This window comes from Clostridium zhoujianii, assembly GCF_051590805.1.
Taxonomy (GTDB): Bacteria; Bacillota; Clostridia; order Clostridiales; family Clostridiaceae; genus Clostridium.
Map to the genome: position 1 here is coordinate 98994 of NZ_JBPUTF010000001.1, position 20268 is coordinate 119261.

General features: G+C 30.7%; 22 protein-coding genes. 21 read left to right on the forward strand and 1 reads right to left on the reverse strand.

The genetic code is table 11. The annotated features are described in order from the left end of the window. The first annotated feature begins 156 nt into the window (after nt 1-156). The 18 genes from thrC to ACSYT2_RS00610 all read left to right on the forward strand — a co-directional run bounded on the left by thrC (nt 157) and on the right by ACSYT2_RS00610 (nt 15791). The gene (thrC, locus tag ACSYT2_RS00525; protein ID WP_438382769.1) at nt 157-1611 is read left to right on the forward strand and encodes a threonine synthase; all 1455 of its coding nucleotides are present in this window, start codon (nt 157-159) and stop codon (nt 1609-1611) included. 10 nt (nt 1612-1621) lie between these two features. Beyond that, entirely contained in the window at nt 1622-2518 is an 897-nt protein-coding gene (gene thrB, locus ACSYT2_RS00530; protein ID WP_430857496.1) for a homoserine kinase, read from the forward strand. Further along, on the forward strand, nt 2518-2961 hold the full coding sequence (locus ACSYT2_RS00535; protein ID WP_430857495.1) for an ACT domain-containing protein: 444 nt from the start codon (nt 2518-2520) through the stop codon (nt 2959-2961). Before thrB ends, ACSYT2_RS00535 begins: the two co-directional genes overlap by 1 nt. 407 nt (nt 2962-3368) lie before the next feature. After that, nucleotides 3369-4517 carry a cysteine desulfurase family protein gene (locus ACSYT2_RS00540; protein ID WP_430857598.1) on the forward strand — a complete coding sequence of 383 codons (1149 nt, stop codon included), beginning with the start codon at nt 3369-3371 and terminating at the stop codon, nt 4515-4517. Further along, the gene (gene thiI / locus ACSYT2_RS00545; RefSeq protein WP_430857494.1) at nt 4514-5671 is read left to right on the forward strand and encodes a tRNA uracil 4-sulfurtransferase ThiI; all 1158 of its coding nucleotides are present in this window, start codon (nt 4514-4516) and stop codon (nt 5669-5671) included. The genes ACSYT2_RS00540 and thiI overlap by 4 nt, the downstream gene beginning before the upstream one ends. Nucleotides 5672-5945: 274 nt before the next feature. Further along, nucleotides 5946-6596, forward strand: coding sequence for a DNA alkylation repair protein (locus ACSYT2_RS00550; protein WP_438382771.1), 651 nt, complete (start codon nt 5946-5948; stop codon nt 6594-6596). 69 nt (nt 6597-6665) lie between these two features. Then, nucleotides 6666-7166, forward strand: coding sequence for a GNAT family N-acetyltransferase (locus ACSYT2_RS00555; RefSeq protein WP_438382773.1), 501 nt, complete (start codon nt 6666-6668; stop codon nt 7164-7166). Between the two features lie 209 nt (nt 7167-7375). Continuing rightward, a complete protein-coding gene (hisZ, locus tag ACSYT2_RS00560; protein ID WP_438382775.1) occupies nt 7376-8518 on the forward strand; it encodes an ATP phosphoribosyltransferase regulatory subunit in 1143 nt (380 codons plus the stop codon). Next, nucleotides 8515-9138 carry an ATP phosphoribosyltransferase gene (gene hisG, locus ACSYT2_RS00565; RefSeq protein ID WP_430857487.1) on the forward strand — a complete coding sequence of 208 codons (624 nt, stop codon included), beginning with the start codon at nt 8515-8517 and terminating at the stop codon, nt 9136-9138. The genes hisZ and hisG overlap by 4 nt, the downstream gene beginning before the upstream one ends. 41 nt (nt 9139-9179) lie before the next feature. Next, nucleotides 9180-10466, forward strand: a complete 1287-nt coding sequence (gene hisD, locus ACSYT2_RS00570; RefSeq protein ID WP_438382776.1) for a histidinol dehydrogenase — start codon at nt 9180-9182, stop codon at nt 10464-10466. Then, nucleotides 10466-11539, forward strand: coding sequence for a histidinol-phosphate transaminase (gene hisC, locus ACSYT2_RS00575; protein WP_438382778.1), 1074 nt, complete (start codon nt 10466-10468; stop codon nt 11537-11539). Before hisD ends, hisC begins: the two co-directional genes overlap by 1 nt. Next, nucleotides 11515-12105 carry an imidazoleglycerol-phosphate dehydratase HisB gene (gene hisB, locus ACSYT2_RS00580; RefSeq protein WP_438382779.1) on the forward strand — a complete coding sequence of 197 codons (591 nt, stop codon included), beginning with the start codon at nt 11515-11517 and terminating at the stop codon, nt 12103-12105. Before hisC ends, hisB begins: the two co-directional genes overlap by 25 nt. Nucleotides 12106-12115: 10 nt before the next feature. After that, a complete protein-coding gene (hisH, locus tag ACSYT2_RS00585; protein ID WP_438382781.1) occupies nt 12116-12727 on the forward strand; it encodes an imidazole glycerol phosphate synthase subunit HisH in 612 nt (203 codons plus the stop codon). Further along, nucleotides 12724-13446, forward strand: a complete 723-nt coding sequence (hisA, locus tag ACSYT2_RS00590) for a 1-(5-phosphoribosyl)-5-[(5-phosphoribosylamino)methylideneamino]imidazole-4-carboxamide isomerase (protein WP_430857482.1) — start codon at nt 12724-12726, stop codon at nt 13444-13446. Before hisH ends, hisA begins: the two co-directional genes overlap by 4 nt. Beyond that, nucleotides 13447-14208 carry an imidazole glycerol phosphate synthase subunit HisF gene (gene hisF / locus ACSYT2_RS00595; protein WP_438382782.1) on the forward strand — a complete coding sequence of 254 codons (762 nt, stop codon included), beginning with the start codon at nt 13447-13449 and terminating at the stop codon, nt 14206-14208. 11 nt (nt 14209-14219) lie between these two features. Further along, nucleotides 14220-14555: a phosphoribosyl-AMP cyclohydrolase gene (hisI, locus tag ACSYT2_RS00600; RefSeq protein WP_430857480.1), complete on the forward strand. Its 336-nt coding sequence runs from the start codon at nt 14220-14222 to the stop codon at nt 14553-14555. 14 nt (nt 14556-14569) lie between these two features. Continuing rightward, entirely contained in the window at nt 14570-14896 is a 327-nt protein-coding gene (hisE, locus tag ACSYT2_RS00605; RefSeq protein ID WP_430857479.1) for a phosphoribosyl-ATP diphosphatase, read from the forward strand. A gap of 172 nt (nt 14897-15068) precedes the next feature. Further along, entirely contained in the window at nt 15069-15791 is a 723-nt protein-coding gene (locus ACSYT2_RS00610; RefSeq protein ID WP_430857478.1) for a hypothetical protein, read from the forward strand. A gap of 19 nt (nt 15792-15810) precedes the next feature. Here ACSYT2_RS00610 and ACSYT2_RS00615 read toward each other — a convergent pair whose 3' ends face one another. Next, nucleotides 15811-16581 (reverse strand): histidinol phosphate phosphatase, encoded by a 771-nt coding sequence (locus ACSYT2_RS00615; RefSeq protein ID WP_438382784.1) that lies wholly within the window; start codon nt 16579-16581, stop codon nt 15811-15813. Between the two features lie 212 nt (nt 16582-16793). Between ACSYT2_RS00615 and ACSYT2_RS00620 the strand changes: the two genes are divergently transcribed. The 3 genes from ACSYT2_RS00620 (at nt 16794) to ACSYT2_RS00630 (ending at nt 19840) form a co-directional block, all read left to right on the forward strand. Beyond that, on the forward strand, nt 16794-17135 hold the full coding sequence (locus tag ACSYT2_RS00620; RefSeq protein ID WP_438382786.1) for a hypothetical protein: 342 nt from the start codon (nt 16794-16796) through the stop codon (nt 17133-17135). A gap of 107 nt (nt 17136-17242) precedes the next feature. Further along, nucleotides 17243-18508 carry a TcaA 3rd/4th domain-containing protein gene (locus ACSYT2_RS00625; protein ID WP_438382788.1) on the forward strand — a complete coding sequence of 422 codons (1266 nt, stop codon included), beginning with the start codon at nt 17243-17245 and terminating at the stop codon, nt 18506-18508. A 54-nt stretch (nt 18509-18562) separates the two neighbouring features. After that, a complete protein-coding gene (locus ACSYT2_RS00630; protein WP_430857474.1) occupies nt 18563-19840 on the forward strand; it encodes a murein hydrolase activator EnvC family protein in 1278 nt (425 codons plus the stop codon). The last annotated feature ends 428 nt before the right edge of the window (nt 19841-20268 follow it).

The window sequence follows — 20268 nt, forward strand, 5'->3', positions numbered from 1 at the left end:
ATTACTAATTTTTTTATTTGATACTACTTTCAAATAGAGAAAGAGACTCAAAAATTATGTTTCCCACCAAAAAACAGTTGTTTTTGGAATATGAACATGATATTATACTAACAAAGGCGAAAAATGGATAAATTTATTAATACTTGGGGTGATTAAATGAAATTTCAAAGTACAAGAGGGATGGAAAAGGGAGTAGATTCCGCAGAGGCTATTGTTAGAGGAATTGCTAAGGATGGGGGCTTATTTGTTCCAGAATCTTTTCCTAATCTATATGATACTTTAAAAAAAGAACAGGGTTTATCTTATGAGGGGCTAGCTTTTAAGATTATAAAAGAATACTTTACAGATATTAATGAAGAGGATCTAATGAGTGCAATAAATGATGCTTATAATGATCGTTTTGATGTAAAAGTAAAGAATAACTTCTTAGAGCTTTATCATGGGCCAACCTGTGCATTTAAGGATGCAGCATTATTATTCTTACCACAAATAATGAAGAGAGCTAAGAAAGCTTTAGGAGTAAATGAAGAGGTAGTAATTCTTACTGCAACCTCAGGAGATACAGGAAAAGCTGCATTAGAAGGTTTCGCAGATGTAGATGGTTTTAAGGTAGTAGTTTACTATCCTAAAAATGGAGTAAGTGCTATTCAAGAAAGACAAATGGCAACTCAAGAAGGTAAGAATGTTAAAGTTTTTGGAATTACAGGAAACTTTGATAATGCACAAACAGGGGTTAAGGAAATTTTTGGAGATGAGGGCTTTAAAGCAGAGTTAAAGAAAGAGGGCTATCTATTATCTTCTGCAAATTCAATAAATATAGGAAGACTAGTACCTCAAATAGTGTACTATTTCTATGGATACTTCAAGTTAATTGAAGAAGGAAAGATTAAAGAGGGAGAAGAAATAAATGTAGTTGTACCTACAGGAAACTTTGGTAATATTTTAGCATCTTACTACGCTAAAAGAATGGGGCTACCAATAAACAAGTTCATTTGTGCATCAAATGAAAATAAGGTATTAACTGATTTCTTCAAGAGTGGAAAATATGATAAGAGAAGGGAACTTGTCTTAACAGAATCTCCATCCATGGATATATTAGTATCTTCTAATTTAGAAAGATTATTATTTGAAGGTAGCGGAAGAGATGGACAAGAAATAGAAAATCTTATGAATTCATTAATGAACCAAGGAGTTTATGAGATACCTGAAAAGATAAAGAATTTCCTAGAGGATTTCTATGGAGACTATGCAACTCAAGAAGAGATTTACCAAGCAATATGCAATATGTATGAAAAAGAGGGCTACTTAATGGATACACATACTGCAGTTGCTGAAGTTGTATATGAAAAGTATACAAAAGAAACTGGAGACGAAAGAAAGGTATTAATAGCATCAACAGCAAGTCCATACAAATTCCCAAGAAGTATTTGTAATGCACTGAATATTGATGTTGATAATATTGATGATTTCGAAGTTCTAAATAGATTATTTGAAAAGACTAAGGTAGAAATACCAAAGAACTTAAATGGACTAGATAAGAAAGAAGTTCTACACAATGAAATCTGGGATAAGGATGAGATGAGAAAAGCTCTTTTATCCTATTTAAAGTAGAGGTATTAATATGATTAGAGTAAGAGTACCAGCTACTTCAGCAAACATGGGGCCAGGCTTTGATTCATTAGGAATAGCTATACAGCTATATAACGAATTTGGCTTTAGAGAGACTGAAAGTGGTTTGAGTTTTAAAGGTGTTCCTGAAGAGTTTTGTAATGAAGATAATGTAATATATGAAGCAATGATGAAGTGTTTTAAGAAAGCTAATTATGAGCCAAAGGGTTTAGAAATTAGTACATTAAAACAAGATATTCCAATTGCTAGAGGTCTTGGAAGTAGTTCTAGCTGTATAGTTGGGGGACTAGTTGGAGCTAATGAGATAATGGGTAATCCATTTTCTAAAGATGAAATATTTCAAATGGCAGTAGAGATGGAAGGACATCCTGATAATGTAGCACCAGCAGTTTTGGGCGGAATGGTTGTTGCTATAATGGAAGAAGATAAGGTATACTATGATATGGTGAAAGTTCAAGAGCACATTAGATTTGTGCCAATTATACCAGATTTTAGACTTGCCACTAAGGATGCAAGAGATGTACTTCCAGAGAAGATATCAATGAAGGATGGAGTATATAATGTTGCAAGAGCAGCATTAATGGTTACTGCAATGTCAAATGGTAATCATGAACTACTTAAATTTGCTTGTAAGGATGCCTTTCATGAGAATTACAGAAGTAAGCTTATAAAGGGTTTTGATGAAGTAAAAAATGAAGCATATAGAGTTGGGGCTTTAGCTTCCTATTTAAGTGGTGCAGGACCTACTATTATGGCCTTAATTTCGGATAAAGAGGTTGGCTTTAGCAATAAGATGCAAGAATTCTTGGAGGCAAATTCCTTGAATTGGGATATATATGAACTTTCTATAGATACAGTAGGGGCAAAAGTAATAGAAGGTGAAGAATAGTGGATGGAAATTATTTTGTAATTGATAAAAGAGTTTTGCCAGATGTATATGAAAAAGTTGTAAATGCGAAGAAATTACTTAAAGAAGGCAAAGTAAAAGAAGTTACAGAAGCTACTAGGATAGCTGGAATTAGTAGAAGCGTGTATTATAAATACAAAGATTTTATTTTTGAATTCTCAGAAAGTCCAGAAGGTAGAAAGGCTACATTTAATATAAAGATAATAGATGAAAAGGGTGTTTTATCTAATATCTTAAATTGTATATCTAGTCAAGGTGGAAGCGTTATTACAATAAATCAAGGGATTCCACTTAATGGCTATGCTTATGTAAGTTTAACTATTGATATGAGTACACTAGAGGGGGATATTAAAGTGTTACTTCATAGGTTAGAGGCTTTAGATAAGATTGAAGAAGTTGAATTTATAGCAATGGAATATAGATAATATATATAGTACTGATATTTATTTTATAACTGTATTTACATGGGGTTATGGTTATAGTAATAAAAATCAGTACTATTTTTATGCTTATTTATAATAGGGAATATCTATATAAAACTTATAAATTTACTTGGTGATTTGAAAAAGTTGTTAATAACCTTTATAATGAAAAAAGATATTTATCCGATTGCTATCATTGCTAACACTCCCACTTTCTATAAGTGGGAGCTAAGCACTGCTGAGCGCCTGGATTGGTTCTTCTAAGCTTCAGATGGAGTAGTGTATTCCTATTAAGAAAACTTCACCTAAAACTAAGAATCACTTTATTCAGGTATAAAATTGCTAGGGATTATGATGGTATTAGTTATATGATTATAGACAATAATAGAAGTATTAAAAGAGGTGAAATGATGTATATATATTTAGATAATGCAGCAACTACAAAGCCAACAAAGAATGTTATTAATGAAGTATGTAATGGCATGGAAGAATTCTTTGGTAATCCATCTTCACTTCATAAGCTTGGAATGGAGGCGGAGAAAAAACTTAATATATGTAGGGAAGAACTTGCAAAAACAATAAACTGTTCAGGTGAAGAAATTTACTTTACATCTGGTGGTAGCGAGGGAAATAACTTTATATTTAAAGGTTTATTAAAAGAAGGATCACATCTTATAACAACTCCATTTGAACATAGCTCAATCAAAAATACAGCAGAAGCATTAGAGAAGATGGGTGTTAAAGTTACATATCTTTCTGTGGATTCTAAAGGTAGGATTGATATAGAGGAACTTAGAGAAGCTATAAGAAAAGACACTGTATTAGTTTCAATAATGTATGTAAATAATGAAGTTGGTACAATACAAAATCTTACTGAAATAGGTGAGCTGATTAAAAGTGTAAGCTCTAGAGCAAAGTTCCATGTAGATGCTGTTCAAGGTTATGGTAAGTTACCTATAGATATTAAGAAAATGAAAATAGACTCATTAACAGTTAGTGGACATAAGTTTAATGGCCCTAAGGGTGTAGGTTTCTTTTATTTAGCAAAAGGTATTCATCCAATGCCACATATACATGGAGGAGCACAAGAAAGAGGTTTAAGAGCAGGTACTCAAAATCTACCAGGAATAATGGGACTTACAGTAGCTGCTATAGAAGTAATGAAAAATAGAGAAGAAAATTATAAAAAAGTAGAAGATATTAAAAAGTATATGATTGAAAAACTTAGTGAAATTAAGGATATTAAAATAAATAGTCCTATAGAAGAAGATTTTTCACCATATATTTTAAATGTATCTTTTAGAGGTGTAAGAGGAGAGGTATTATTACATCTACTAGAAGCAGAAGAGATATATGTATCTACTGGATCAGCTTGTACTTCACAAAGTAAGGGAGGAGTAGTTGGAAGTCATGTACTTGAGGCTATGAAGCTTACCAATAGTGAAGTAGAGGGAGCAATAAGATTCTCATTTTCACCAGATAATACAAAAGAAGAAATTGATAAGACAGTTGAAACAATTAAAAAGGGCCTAGTGTTCTTAAGGAGGATAAAAAGATGAATAAATTAATATTAGTAAAGTATGCATCAGAGATTTTTTTAAAGGGTTTAAATAGAAATAGATTTGAAAAGAAGTTAAGAGATAATATATCAATAAAGCTTAAAGGACTAAACTTTGAAATAGTAGCAGATCAAGGTAGATACTTTATAAAAGTAGATGAATTAGATGAAGCTATTGAAAGAATAAAGAGAGTATTTGGTGTAGCAGAAGTTTGTGTTGTTACAAAGGTTCCAAGAGATTTAGAAACAATAAAGAAAGAAGCTCTTAAGAAGATAGAAGAAAGTGACTGCAAAACATTTAAGGTAGAAACTAATAGAGCTAATAAAAAGTTCCCGATGAATTCAATGGAATGTTCTAGAGATATAGGTGGATATATACTACATAATTGTGAAAGAGAACTTAATGTAGATGTTAAGACACCAGAATGTAGAGTTAATATTGAAATAAGAGAAGAAGCATATGTATGGACTAGCAAGGATAAAATTAAAGGTGCTGGTGGACTTCCATATGGAATTAATGGTAGCACAATGCTAATGCTATCAGGTGGAATAGACTCTCCAGTAGCTGGTTATTTAATGGCTAGAAGAGGAGTCGCATTAAACTGTGTATACTATCATAGTCATCCATATACATCAGAAAGAGCTAAGGATAAGGTTAAGGAATTAGCTAAGATTCTTGCAAGATATACTGAAGAAGTTAATTTATATATTGTTCCATTTACAGATGTTCAAATGGAAATAATAGATAAGTGTAGAGAAGACGAATTAACAATAATCATGAGAAGATTCATGATGAGAATAGCTTGTAAGCTTGCAGACAAAATGCATATAGATTCTGTTGCAACAGGAGAAAGTATAGGGCAAGTAGCAAGTCAAACTATGGAAGGTTTAATAGTAAGTACAGACTGTGCGGATAGACCAGTATTTAGACCACTTATAGCGATGGACAAAGAAGATATTATGGATATTGCAAGAAAGATAGATACTTATGAAACTTCAATATTACCATATGAAGATTGCTGTACAATATTTGTACCAAAGCATCCTAAGACAAGACCACAAGTGGAAGGTATGAGAAAGAGTGAAGAAGCTTTAGATATAGATAAGCTTGTTAATGATGCTATAGATAACTTAGAATTTGTAAAGTTAAGATAGTTTCCTGTTGGGGATACCATATAAATAAATTAATAATTTGTATCACATATGAAGTTGTAATAAATTTCATATGTGATTTTTTATATAGAGAATTATAAATAAAAAGCTAAAAGTTTAAGCTAAATAATAAATGAAGAAATTAGTATAAGAAGGTACTGATAAAGTGTGAGATAGGGAGGAGTTACATAGTTAATACTAATATAGAAAAGAGGACAATAAGTATATAATTAAAGATATGTTATGATAAATACCTTATGAAAGTGAGATAAGATTAATGGAGATGGTAAATAAATTTAAAGAAAATAGAGACGAAGAAAATTCAAAATCGATGAAAAAGTATATGAAAGATAAATTTGAGTTTTTAGGAATAAAATCCCCTTTGAGAAAGGAACTACAAAAAGAATTTCTAAAAGGTATAGATAAGAATTCCACCATAGATAAAGAGCTAGTAAAATACTTATGGGATCAGGAGTATAGAGAGTTTCAATATTTAGCACTAGATTATTTAGTAAAGGAAAAGAAGAAATTACAAAAAGAAGATATAACATTTATTAAGGAATTAATAACAACTAAATCTTGGTGGGACACGGTAGATTTGATAGATAGTCATGTAGTTGGCCAAATATGTGAGAAATATCCGGAGCTGGTTGATGAATATATTTTGAGATGGAGTCAAGCTGAAAGTATGTGGCTAAGAAGAACAGCTATATTATATCAGTTAAAGTATAAAGAAAAGACAAATAAAGAGGTTTTGGAGAGAGTAATAAAAGATAATATAGAAGATAAGAGATTTTTCATACAGAAAGCAATTGGATGGTCACTTAGGGAATATTCAAAAGTTAATAAAGAATGGGTTAGGGATTTTATATCAAATAATAACTTAAGTAGTTTAAGTATTAGGGAAGGAAGCAAATATCTAGATTAAATCCTTCTAATTTATTGAAGGATAGTATAAAATATAATTGTATTATTTTAACATAAGAGGGGGCAAATCATGAGATACATAAGTACAAAATATGATGAGTTTAAATTAAGAGAGACTACAGCCCAGGATACTTCATTAATTCTTTCTTTTATAAAGGGGATTGCTGAGTATGAAAAGATGGGTGATGAGGTTGTTGCTACTGAGGAAACTTTAAGAAGAAGTATTTTTGAGGATAATAGAGCTAAGGTTTTAATTGCTGAGGTTTATGGAAAACCAATTGGATTTGCTTTATATTTCTTTAACTTTTCTACTTTCATAGGCAAGGCTGGTTTATATTTAGAGGATATATTTATTCAACCTGAATATAGGGGGAAGGGATATGGAAAAGAAATATTTATAGTCTTAGCAAAGATAGCAGAAGAGAATTCTTGTGAGAGAATGGAATGGGTATGTTTAGATTGGAATAAGCCTTCAATTAAATTCTATAAGAGTTTTGGATCTATTCCTATGGATGAGTGGACAACTTATAGATTAGTTGGGGATAAGATAAAGAATCTAGCTAATAGTTAAAAATATAATATGATAGTTATAAGAAGATTAAGGTAACTAAGAATTACCTTAGTCTTTTTTCTATTTATAAAATATTCTTTTCTAAAATAAACCTTAAGTTTTTCATGTAATCCTTATATACCCTTGACATCAATAAATTGGTATATTATCATTAATTTAAAGTTTTATCACTTTAGCACGTTAAATTAAGTTAGTGTAGGAGGGGGATCATGAAAAATAAATATGTTATACCAGAAGGAACAAGGGATCTAGTATTAGGAGAATGCCTAATCAAGAAACAAGTACAAATGGATATAGAAAATATATTAGATAAATGGGGTTATAAAGAAGTTGTTACACCAACAATAGAATTTTATCAGACCTTTAATGCAGGCTTTGAAAATTTAAGAGAAGAAGATATGTACAAGTTCTTTGATGGAAAGGGAAGAATTCTTGTACTAAGACCAGATATGACTATTCCAATAGCAAGAATAGTAGCAACAAAGTTTAAAGATGTAAACCCACCATTAAGATTTAGATATAGTGCAGATGTATTTAGAGTTCATGAAAGTCTTGGGGGCAAGAAAAATGAATATACAGATTGCGGTGTAGAGCTAATTGGACTAGAGGATAAAAAATCAGATTTAGAGATACTTGTAACAGCACTAGATGCTTTAAAAGTAGTTAAAAATACAGGGTTTAAACTAGAAATAGGTAATATTAATTTCTTTAATTCTGCTATAAAGGATTTAAATTTAAAAGAAGAAGAAAGATATAAGTTAGCTCAGCTTATTGATAGAAAAAGCTTAAAGGAATTAGAGGATTATTTAGGTGAATTAAATGTTTCTGATGATTACAAAGAATTCTTTAAAAAGTTACCATGGTTATTTGGTGGGAAGGAAGTTTTAGAGAAAGGTAAGTTGTCTGCATTTAATGATGAACTTAAGAATAGTGTGGAATATTTAGAAAGACTTTATAAGGATTTAGAAGAGCTTGGCTATGGAGATAGAATAACCTTCGATTTAGGAATGGTTCCAAGATTAAATTACTACACAGGAATAATTTTTAGAGGTTATGTAGATGGTGTTGGAGTTACAGTGTTAAGTGGTGGTAGATATGATAGGTTAATTTCAACCTTTGGTAAGGACATGCCAGCAGTAGGATTTTCTATAAATTTAGATTCATTATTAGATATTATTAATGAGGAAAAATCAAGTGGGCAACAAAGATACAAGGTTTACTATGGTAATGGAAATGAAGTATCTGCAATTAAACAATGTGAGATACTTAGAAATTCTGGTTATATAGTTGAGTTAATTCCAGAGGAGGGACTAGTAGGGGTAGATGTAAAGTTAGAGGGGGCTGAAGCATGAGTATAAGTATTGCATTAACTAAGGGTAGATTAGAAACTGAAACAGTAAAGCTATTAGATAAAGCTAATTTTGGTACAGAAGAGCTAAAGGATAAAGGTAGAAAACTTGTTTTTAAAGATAGTAAAGAGGATATAAAATACTTTCTAGTAAAGGCTGCAGATTCTATAACTTATGTAGAGCATGGGGTTGCTGACATTGGAGTTGTAGGTAAGGATACATTACTAGAGGGTGACAATAATTATTATGAGGTTTTGGACTTAGGTTTAGGTAAATGTAAGTTTATAGTTGCATCATTACCAGAAAAGGACATCTTTAAGAAGATAGGTCATATAAAAATTGGAACAAAGTATCCTAGAGTTGCTAGAGAGTATTTTAAGAAAAAAGGAATGGATGTTGAAATTATTAAAATTGAGGGCTCAGTTGAGCTAGCACCTATACTTGGATTATGTGATGGAATTGTAGATATTATGGAGACAGGAACTACTCTAAAAGAAAATGGACTTATAGTTTTTGATACTATCTGTCATATTAGTGCAAGAGTAATTGTTAATAAAGCAAGTTTTAAATTAAAGAGAAAAGAAATTGGGGATTTTATAGAGAGGATAAAAGCAGTAATATGAACAATTTATGAGCAATAAATAAAGAGGGGGCGGCAATATAGATGTTAAAGAGATTTGATTTAGGGAAGAACAATTGGGCTGTTCTTATAAAGGAATTAAAAGAAAGAGAAGAAGAAGTTAGTGGAGACATTACTAAAAGTGTTACAGATATTCTTAATGAAGTAAGGATAAATGGGGATAAGGCATTAAGAGAATATACTGAGAAGTTTGATAATGTTTCATTAAAAGAGTTAAGAGTAAGTGAAGATGAACTTAAAGATTGCTTTAAAAAGGTTGATGATGAATTCATTGAAAATCTAAAGGAAGCAAAGGAAAATATAGAGTATTATCATAAGGCTCAAAAAGGACAAGGTTTTATTTTGAATAAAGAGAGAGGGGTATTCCTTGGACAAAGAGTAATGGCTTTAGATAGAGTTGGAGTATATGTGCCTGGGGGAACGGCTGCATACCCATCATCAGTGCTTATGAATGTTATACCAGCAAAGGTAGCTGGTGTATCTGAAACAATTATGGTTACACCACCTAGTAAAGATGGTGGCATTAATCCATACATTGGTGTTGCAGCAGTAATTGCAGGAGTAGATAAGATTTATAAGGTTGGTGGAGCACAAGGAATCGGTGCATTGGCTTATGGAACAGAGACTATTCCAAAGGTAGATAAGATTGTGGGTCCAGGAAATATATTTGTTGCAGTGGCTAAGAAATTAGTATTTGGCATAGTAGATATAGACATGATTGCAGGACCTAGTGAAATTTTAATAGTTGCAGATGAAGGTGCAGATCCAAGTTATGTGGCAGCTGATTTAATGTCTCAGGCAGAACATGATAAGCTTGCATCATCTATTTTAGTAACAACATCTGAAGAGTTATATAAAGAAGTTGAAAAGGAATTAGAGATTCAAATGGAGACTTTAGAGAGAAAAGAGATAATTGAGGAATCCCTAAGAAATCACGGAAAGGTAATTATCTGTGAAAGTATAGATAAGTGTATTGAAATATCAAATATAGTAGCACCAGAGCATTTAGAACTTATGGTAGCAAACTCTATGGAGTTACTTGGAAAGGTAAAACATGCTGGGTCAGTATTCTTAGGATACAATTCACCAGAACCTGTAGGGGATTATTTTGGTGGTACAAACCATGTATTGCCTACAAATGGAACAGCAAGATTCTTTTCAGCCCTTTCTGTTGATAGCTTTATTAAGAAGTCATCCTTCTTATATTATTCAAAAGAAGCAATAAAAGCAGATGGAGAAAAGATAATTAATATAGCTAACAAGGAAGGACTTACAGCACATGCAAATTCAGTGAAAGTGAGGTTGAAGTAATGAAGGGTGTTAATTCTTACATTAATATAGAACAAAATTCGGAAATAGCTTTAAATGCAAATGAAAGTTATGTAGGTATGGGAAATGATGTCCTAATGAAGATTAAAAGCGCTTTAGATGAAGTTGACCTTAACAGATATCCAGAAGATAGTAGTAGGGAGATTAAGAAGGCTTATGCTAAATATGCAGAGGTAAGTGAAAAGAATATTATAGTTGGACATGGATCAGATGAGATGCTTGGACTAATAATAGCATCAACAATTACTGAAGGGAAAAAGCTATTAACATTATCACCTGATTTTTCAATGTATGATTACTATGTATCTATGAATGGAGGAGAAGTAGTAAAGTACAAAACAGATACTGATGGAAGCTTTAAAGTTGAAGATTTCATTGAATTAGGCAAGAAGGAAAATGTGGATTTAGTTATGTTTTCTAATCCTAATAATCCAACTGGCTATGCTTTGAATTGTGAGGAAATGGTGAAAATACTTGAGGCATTTGAAGATAAGTATGTAGTAGTAGATGAGGCTTACTATGAATTTAATGGTGAAACTATGATGCCGTATATAAATGAGTATGAAAATCTGTTAGTAACAAGAACCCTTTCAAAGGCTTGGGGCCTTGCAGCATTAAGAGTAGGATTCTTACTTTCTAATGAAGGAGTTATAGAGAAATTTAATAAGTATAAAGTTCCATACAATGTTAATTCATTATCTCAAACAGTGGCAACAATAGTTGTAGAAAAGCCTGAGATTGTAAAGAGGAATATTGAACTAATAGTAGAAGGTAGAGAGTTTTTATATAAGGAACTTAAAAAAATAGAAGAAGAGGCATCTCTTAAGGTTGAATTTTATAAATCTAAGGCTAACTATATTTTTGGAAGAACACCATATAAGGAAGCATTATTAAAGAAGTTAAAGGCTAGTGGAATAATAATTAGAAACTTTAATGATGATAGTTTTAGAGTAAGTGTTGGATCACCTTTTGAGAATAAGAAGCTTATTGAAAACTTTAAAGAGGTTTTTATATACGGAGGTAAGGAAAAATGGCAAATAGAAGTGCTAGCATAAATAGAGAAACAAAAGAAACAGACATTAAACTTTTTATTAGCCTTGATGGTGAAGGAAAGACAAGTATAAGTACAGGAGTAGGATTCTTTGATCATATGCTAAATTTAATGGCTTTTCATGGTGGCTTTGATTTAGATATAAATGCAAAGGGGGATCTAGAAGTTTGTGACCATCATTTAGTAGAGGATGTAGGTATTGCTCTAGGACAAGGATTTCTTCAGGCATTAGGTGATAAAAGAGGTATTAAGAGGTATGGAACTTTCTTTATACCAATGGATGAAACTTTAGCACAAGTATCCCTAGATATTAGTGGGAGAAGTTTCTTGGTATTTGATTGTGATTTTAAAAGAGATACTATAGGGGTATTTTCTACTGAAATGACCAAGGAGTTCTTTAGAGCCTTTGCTTTTAATGCTGGTATAACTTTACATGGAAAGGTTCTATATGGTGAAAATGATCATCATAAGGTAGAAGCACTGTTTAAAGCATTAGGAAGAGCACTTAGGGAAGCAAAAGAAGTAGATGATAATAATATGACCTTACCATCAACTAAGGGAATGTTATAGGGGGAATTTAATGATAGTAATTATAGATTATGGCATGGGAAATTTAAAAAGTGTTTTTAATGCGTTAAAGAAAATAGAATGTGAATGTAAAATATCCTCAAGTATAGATGATATAAGGTATGCAGATGGTTTAATATTACCTGGAGTTGGGGCATTTAAGGATTGTATGGATAATTTAAAAAAGTCGGGGTTACCCTCAGTTATTAAAGAAGAAGTTAGTAAAGGGAAGCCTCTTCTTGGAATATGTCTTGGAATGCAAATGTTATTTGAAAAGGGATATGAAGTAGAAGAAAGAGAGGGCCTTGGACTTCTAAAGGGTGAGGTAGTAAAGATGGTTGATCAGAAAGTTAAGATACCTCATATTGGTTGGAATAACCTTGAAAAGAATAGAGAAGATAGTCTTTTTGATGGGCTTAATGATGATGCCTATGTTTATTATGTGCATTCATATTATGCTCAAGGATTTAGAAATGAAGATTTAGTTGGTTATTCTAATTATGGAACACTTAAAATTCCAGGATTAGTTAGGAAAGATAATGTAATTGGAGCTCAATTTCACCCTGAGAAAAGTGGTGAAATAGGACTTAATATTCTAAAGAACTTTAAGGAGTTGGTATTATGATAATTCTACCTGCTATAGATATAATTGATGGAAAACCAGTAAGGCTATATCAAGGAGATTATAGTAAAAAGGAGATAGTAGCTGAGGATATTTTAGAAACAGCAAAGTCTTTTCAGGATCTAGGAGCTGAATATGTGCACTTAGTTGATTTAGATGGGGCTAAAAAGGGTGAGTTAGTTAATGGAGAAGTAATAATTGAAGTTGCTAATACATTAGATATTCCTGTGGAAGTTGGTGGAGGAATTAGAACTTACCAAACAATAGAGTATTTAATTAACAATGGAATTTCTAGGGTTATACTGGGTACAAGTGCAATGGAAGATGAAGAACTTGTAAAGAAAGCAGTTGAGGCTTTTGGAGATAAGATAGCAGTAGGGATAGATTGTAAGGATGGATATGCCTATGGTAGAGGATGGCTTGAAAGTAGCTCCTTATATTATATAGATTTTGCAAAAAGATTAGAAAAGTTAGGAATTAAGAATGTAATAGTTACTGATATAAGTAAGGATGGAACCCTTGAAGGACCAAATGTAGAAATGCTTAAGAAATTAAAAGATGAGGTTGATATGGATATAACTGCATCAGGGGGAATAAGAGATATAAGTAATATAAAAGAATTAAATGATTTAGGCCTTTATGGAGCTATAACAGGAAAAGCTATATATGCAGATACCCTTTCTTTAGAGGAGGCAATAAAGCTAACAAAGGGGGAAAAGTAGATGCATACTAAAAGAATTATACCTTGCTTAGATGTAAAAGGTGGACGTGTAGTTAAAGGTATTAACTTTGTAGGTCTTAAGGATGTAGGAGATCCTGTAGACCTTGCAGAGTATTATTATAAGCAGGGGGCAGATGAACTTGTATTCCTTGATATTACAGCTACTCATGAAGATAGAGGAATAATGAAGAAGGTAGTGGAAAGAGTAGCAGAAAAAATATTTATTCCCTTTACAGTAGGGGGTGGACTTAGAAGTATTGATGATATAAAAACTATACTAAGGGCAGGTGCTGATAAAATTAGTTTAAACTCTGCAGCTGTCAGAGATAAATCATTAATTAAAGAAGGTGCCTTTTATTTTGGAAATCAATGTATAGTATTAGCAGTTGATGCAAAAAAGAGAGAAGATAATAGAGGGTGGAATGTTGTAATAAATGGTGGAAGAATAGATACAGGATTAGATACTCTAGAGTGGATTGAAGAGGCTACAAGACTTGGAGCAGGAGAAATATTACTAACATCCATGGATGCTGATGGAACAAAGCAGGGCTTTGATATAGAACTTACAAAAGCAGTATCAAATATAACTAATGTTCCTGTAATTGCATCAGGTGGTTGTGGTAGTTTAGAGCATTTCCATGAGGTATTTAAAAAAGATGCAGCAGATGCAGCATTAGCTGCTTCATTATTCCACTATGGAGAGTTAACTGTTAATGAAGTAAAAGAGTATTTAAGAGATAAAAATATTCCAGTTAGATTATAGGAGTAGTTTATATGAGAGAAGATATTATAAAAAAGGTAGATCAAGTAGATTTTAATAAAGGTAATGGACTTGTTCCAGCAATAGTTCAGGATATTACTACAAAGGAAGTATTGATGCTTGCATATATGTCTAAGGAAAGTTTAGCAAAGACTTTAGAGGGAGATACATCTTGGTTCTATAGCAGAAGTAGGGATGAACTGTGGAATAAAGGGGCTACCTCAGGACATTTACAGTATGTAAAGGAAATAAGAATAGATTGTGATAATGATACATTATTACTTTTAGTAGAGCAAATTGGAGCTGCCTGTCATACAGGGAATAAAAGCTGCTTTTATAAAGAATTGTAAAGGAGATATTACTAATGGGTGATGAAATAAATGAGTTATATTCTACTATTTTAGAAAGAAAAAATAGTGGTGAAGAAGGGTCATATACAGCCTACCTTTTTCAAAAGGGTTTAGAGAAGATCCTAAAGAAGGTTGGAGAAGAATCAACTGAGGTAGTTATAAGTGCCTTAGGTAATGATAAAGAAGAGCAAATCAATGAAATATGTGATTTAACCTATCATCTTTTAGTTCTTATGGCTGAATTGAATATTCCTTTAGAAATGGTAGAAGAGGAATTGAAAAAAAGAAGTAAAAAGATAAATAACTTTAAAGGTGAAAGAAAAGAAATAGATAATATTTAAGGGATTATGAGGCTTACATTATGTACTTCTACAGGAGAACTTATTGTAAGTCTATTTATTGTAAATTTCTTGTGAAAGTTAGGTCAAACTATTGCATTAATATGGTAATAGATGTAAAATATAAATAAAATAGACATAATATAAAATAAATGGGTGGATGTGAGGAATTAATATGCAAAAAAAGATAGAAACAATGGTATTAGGAATAGGTGAATTATCCTTAGATGCTATTAGTACTTGGTTTCCTAGTAAGTCTAAAGAAATAATAATGGAAGAAATTGAAAAGTCAGATGTGATTGGAGTAAGGAATAATCAGGTTATGGCTAAGGCAAGGATTAAAGCAAAAGAAAAGGCTGAAATAGTAAGCAAAAATATTAATTTAGCGGCACCAAAAGAAATTGTAAAAACCCATGATGTTGGAGTAGAAAATAATGTGGCAACAATTGTAAACGAAGACATTAGCTACGGTGAGTTATTAGAGTTGATTACAAAGTACAATAGAAGAGTTAAAGAGAAATTTGAGAAGTTAGTAGCAAGTACTTTTGAAAATAAGAGACAAGCTATAATCAAATACTATGAAAAAAGATTTGATGTTGTTAAGAATCCATTCCAACTAGGAGAAGGTGGAGAGATATATTCACTTGTTCATAAAAAAACTAGGATGGAAATGTCATATTTATATATAGGTGAATATCTTACGGAAGCAAACTTTAATAAGATAGCAGATAATTTTGTTGAAGACACTATATATTTCTGTATTACAAGAGATTCTGAGGTGTTACCTAATATAAGTAATAGGGAATATTATCTAAAGGATGTAGATACAATAGTAGAAAATTATTTAAGTCAATATAAATTAAAAGAGATAGATTATACACTTCTAAAAATCAATTAAGATACTGGGAAACCTGAGTTTATTTAATAAACTCAGATTTTCTTTCTTTGTAGTATATTCCTTTTAGACCTGTTATATCTAAGAAATTAAATGCTTCATTGAAGTTTCTTCCTATATTGTTCTGATTATGTGCATCAGAGCCTATAGTTATATATTTTCCACCTAACTCTCTATATCTTGTATAGATGGTGACAAGATTCATAAAGGATTCTTTATTATCAATTCTTGCTGTATTTATTTCCATTACCTTACCGTTATCAATAAGGCTTTTAAAAACTTCATCTAAAATATCAGCTTTTTCATTGTAAATTAATTCTTTATTATCAAATGGACAATATCTACAAGGGTAATCTATATGACCTAGTGCATCAAAATCTTTATAATCCTGAATACATTTCAACATATATTCTAGATAGGTTTTAAAATATTCATCTTTAGTAACACCTTCCTTACCATAGGTAAGATAGATGTCTTCATCATTAACAGCATGTATTGATCCAATTATGAAATCAAAAGGATTAGAATTAGCTATTATTGAGTTCTCTTTGTTAACAGAAAGGCTTAAACCAATTTCAATACCAAGTAATAGCTTATTATTTCTATATTTATTATAGGCAGTAAAGTAATCTTTTGGATTTACTCTAAACTCATCCTTCTCTGGGTATGCTAAATCTAAATGTTCAGTTAATACAACACCAATATTTAGATTATTTGCTTTTTCAATTACTTCTTGAATTTTCATTCTACTATCGCTAGAAAATTCAGTATGCATATGTGAATCAAAAATCATAATATCCTCCATAAATAGTAATTTGTTTATAATTATATCATAGTGGATTATAGTGTACAAAAGAGTGAATAGAATATAGGGTTAAATATAAGTTAATATTCAATGAAAAGAAGCTTTATAGACTAATAATAATAAAGAGTAATAAATAATATAGAAATTTCTTAGATAAATATGTATACTAGTATCGATATGTATAGGAAGGAGTTAATATAATGAAAGAATTATTTAAAGTTAAGGATATAAGTTTTTATGAGGAAGATTTCCTAGATGATATAAATGAATATGAGGATATCATTCCCATAATAAAGGATTTAGAGCATGAGCTAAATTATGAGAAGATAACTTGTGCAAATGAAAATGATTGTTGCGAGAAGAGCAAGGATAATTATTTTGTACAAATTCATGGATTCCTTAATAAGGATGACGAGTTTATAACAAAAGAAGAGTTAGATACATTTGAGACTCAAATTAATAAAGATGAGCTAAGCTTATTTGTAATAAGAGTGTATAAGTGTTTAGATTGTGGTAAGTGGATAATTGATATATTAGAGTAAAATATGGGCAACTGATTTTTATATCAGTTGCCTATTTTCCTTAAATACCTTGAGATTTGTCAGATTTATAATTAAAATAGTAGTAATATGACATTAAGGAGTATGTAATGAAGGAGAAGATTATAGGTACATTAGTGGAATTTAAAAAGAATTTAAAGGATTATATAGTTAAATTAATAAGGGATATTAAAGAAATTAGAAAAGAAAATGCTATAGATTTCATTAAGGATAGAGGCAAGTTATTAATTACTATTATCTTACTTATATTTTTATCTTTAGGATATATAGTTGGAAGTACAAATTCATCAAAAAATAAGGTTTTATCAAAATTGGAAGTTGCATTAAGGGATGGAAGTGAAAGAAAGCTAAATGCTTTAGTCAGATTAGATGGAAAAAAGGTTAAGAAAGAACAATTAGAACCATTGATAAACTATTATAAGAGTGATGAAAGCAAAGGCCATTCAACTATTAGAAGATTAGAAGAGGCAGGAGAGACAGAGGATTTCATATTAAAAGAAGAGAATAAAATATTTGGGACAAGCTATTACATAGATTTAAAGACTTATAATCTTAAGGTTAATAGTAATTTTATAGATGGTGAATTCACCATTGATGGTAATAACTTTATATCGGGTGGTAATTCATTTATAGGGGTAATCCCAGGGTTATATAAAGTGGATGGAAAGCTTAATAGTGAGTATGGTAGTATAAATTCCTCAGAAGAAATATTATTGATGAAGGATGAGATAATTAATTTGGACTTTCAAGCTGTATCATTAAGTATAACATCTGTTTTTGTAGATGCTGAGGTTTATATTAATGATAAAAATACAGAGATTAAGGTGAGTGATGCAAAGGATATTGGGCCTATTCCTACTGATGGGTCAGTTAGAATATATATAGAAAATGAATTTCCCTGGGGAAAAATCAAAAGTGAAGAAGTAGTTGTAAGAGACATTCCAAGTATAAACTTAGGTATTAATATGGAAAATGAAACTATGAAATCAGAAATAATGAAGAATGTTAATAGTTTCTATAGTAGTGTATTTGAAGCTTTAAACAAGGAAGATAAGGAAGAAATTAAAGGAGCTACAGAAGGAACTAAGGATAAGATATTTGATATATTAGAAAGAAAGTATATACTATTAAAGAACAAGTATACAATTAACGATATAAATATTATGGAAGATAAAAGCCAGTATAGTTATGATGATAAAGAATATAGAGCTACAATAGTAGTCGAAGTTAACTATGATGTAAGTAAGAGCTTTTTGGGGTTAAATAAGGAAAGGAAATCAAAGAAATTCTTTACAAAGGTTTTATATAAAAATAATAATTGGATTATAGAAGATGTAGAGAATTTTAGTTTGTAAAATCTTATTTACTTTTGGGTTTTATTTTAAATAAATATTACTAGGAGGAAACTTATGAAGAGAAGAGCGATTAGATTGATAGCTTTATTAGTTATAGGAGCATTAACATTTAATGGACAAGTAGTCTTAGCAACTGGAAGTTCTAATTTGCAAGATAAGATAAATGGTAATAAGCAAGAGATTGAAAAATTAGAGAAAGAAAAAAATCAAGTAAATGAGCAAAGTAAGAGTGCTAATGCAGATTTAGAGACTATCTTAAAGAAAGTAGAAGCTAAGAATGTAGAGCTAATGGCATCTAATAAAAAGGTGGATTCATTCCAAAAAAATATAGATGAATTACAATCTCAGATAGACAAAGTCCAAGCAGATATTAATAGAATGGACGATGAGATAAAGAGTAAGGAAGAGCAGATAGTTAAAAAGGAAAAGGAATCTGTTGAAAGAGAAGAAATTTTAGGGGAAAGGTTAAGAAATTATTATAAGAATGATATGATAAGCCAAATTATGGCTATGTTAATTAACAGTGATGGATTAGGTTCTTTAATTAGTAATATCTATAATATATCTAAATTAATTAATATGGATAACAATCTATTAAAAGAAATTAAAAATATTCAAGAGCAATTAGATAAAGATAAGATTTCTTTAAAAGAACAAATAGACAAGCTTGACGAAGAAAAAGAAGGTATAAAAGTAAAACAGGCGGAATTAATAGAAGTGCAAAAGGGCTTTATAGCAGAAAAGAATGCTGTTGAAGCACAAATGAATGAACTTAAGTCACTTGAAAATGAAAAGCAAAGAATTGCAAATTCACTTACTCAAAAGGAGAGGGATATCCAGGAAAAGATAGGAGATCTTAATTCCTATAATCAGACTTTACAAAATCAAATGGATCAAATATTTAACGATATAAATAATGGCAGTAATGTAGATAGCGGAGCTTCAAGTGGTGAAGGCTTTATATGGCCAGCTTCAGGGCCTATATCAAGTAAGTATGGAAAAAGGGTACATCCTATAACTGGAGCAAATGGTTTCCATACAGGTATTGATATTGCAGCAGGAAGTGGAGCTCCTATAGTAGCTTCTAAAAGTGGGACAGTAGCATTTTCAGGTGTTCAAAGTGGATATGGAAATGTTGTTATTATAGATCATGGTGGAGGAGTACAAACTTTATATGCACATGCTAGCGCACTATTTGTATCTAAAGGTCAAAAGGTATCAAGAGGGCAAAAGATTGCAGCAGTTGGATCAACAGGTAATAGTACAGGACCTCATTTACACTTTGAAGTAAGAATAAATGGTAAACATACTGATCCTATGGGATACTTATAGGTAATACATATATTCAATAAAAAAAGTACAGATATATTCTAGAGAAAACTTTAGATAATATCTGTACTTTTTAGTATAAAAATATTTAAAAAATCAAAAACCTGTACTATAAAAAGTACAGGTTAAAGGGTTATGTTCACTTAAGAAAGGGAATAAATGAACATATTTGTGGGGTTTATTTTAACTCAAGCTAACCTGTTTGTTAGCTGAGTGGTATGGGCTTATTAATAACTATATTTTCATTATAAAACAAATTTAAATAAAATCAACCGATTTTTCTATGTTTTTCTCAAAAATAGATAAAGTTTTCGACAATATAACTGTGTTTTAATTATTTTTAAAAAAAATATGGAATTATGGATAAAATATACTTTTGTTTATTATAATAACAGTGTTATTATATAGAAAACATTTAGGAGGTTTTAAGA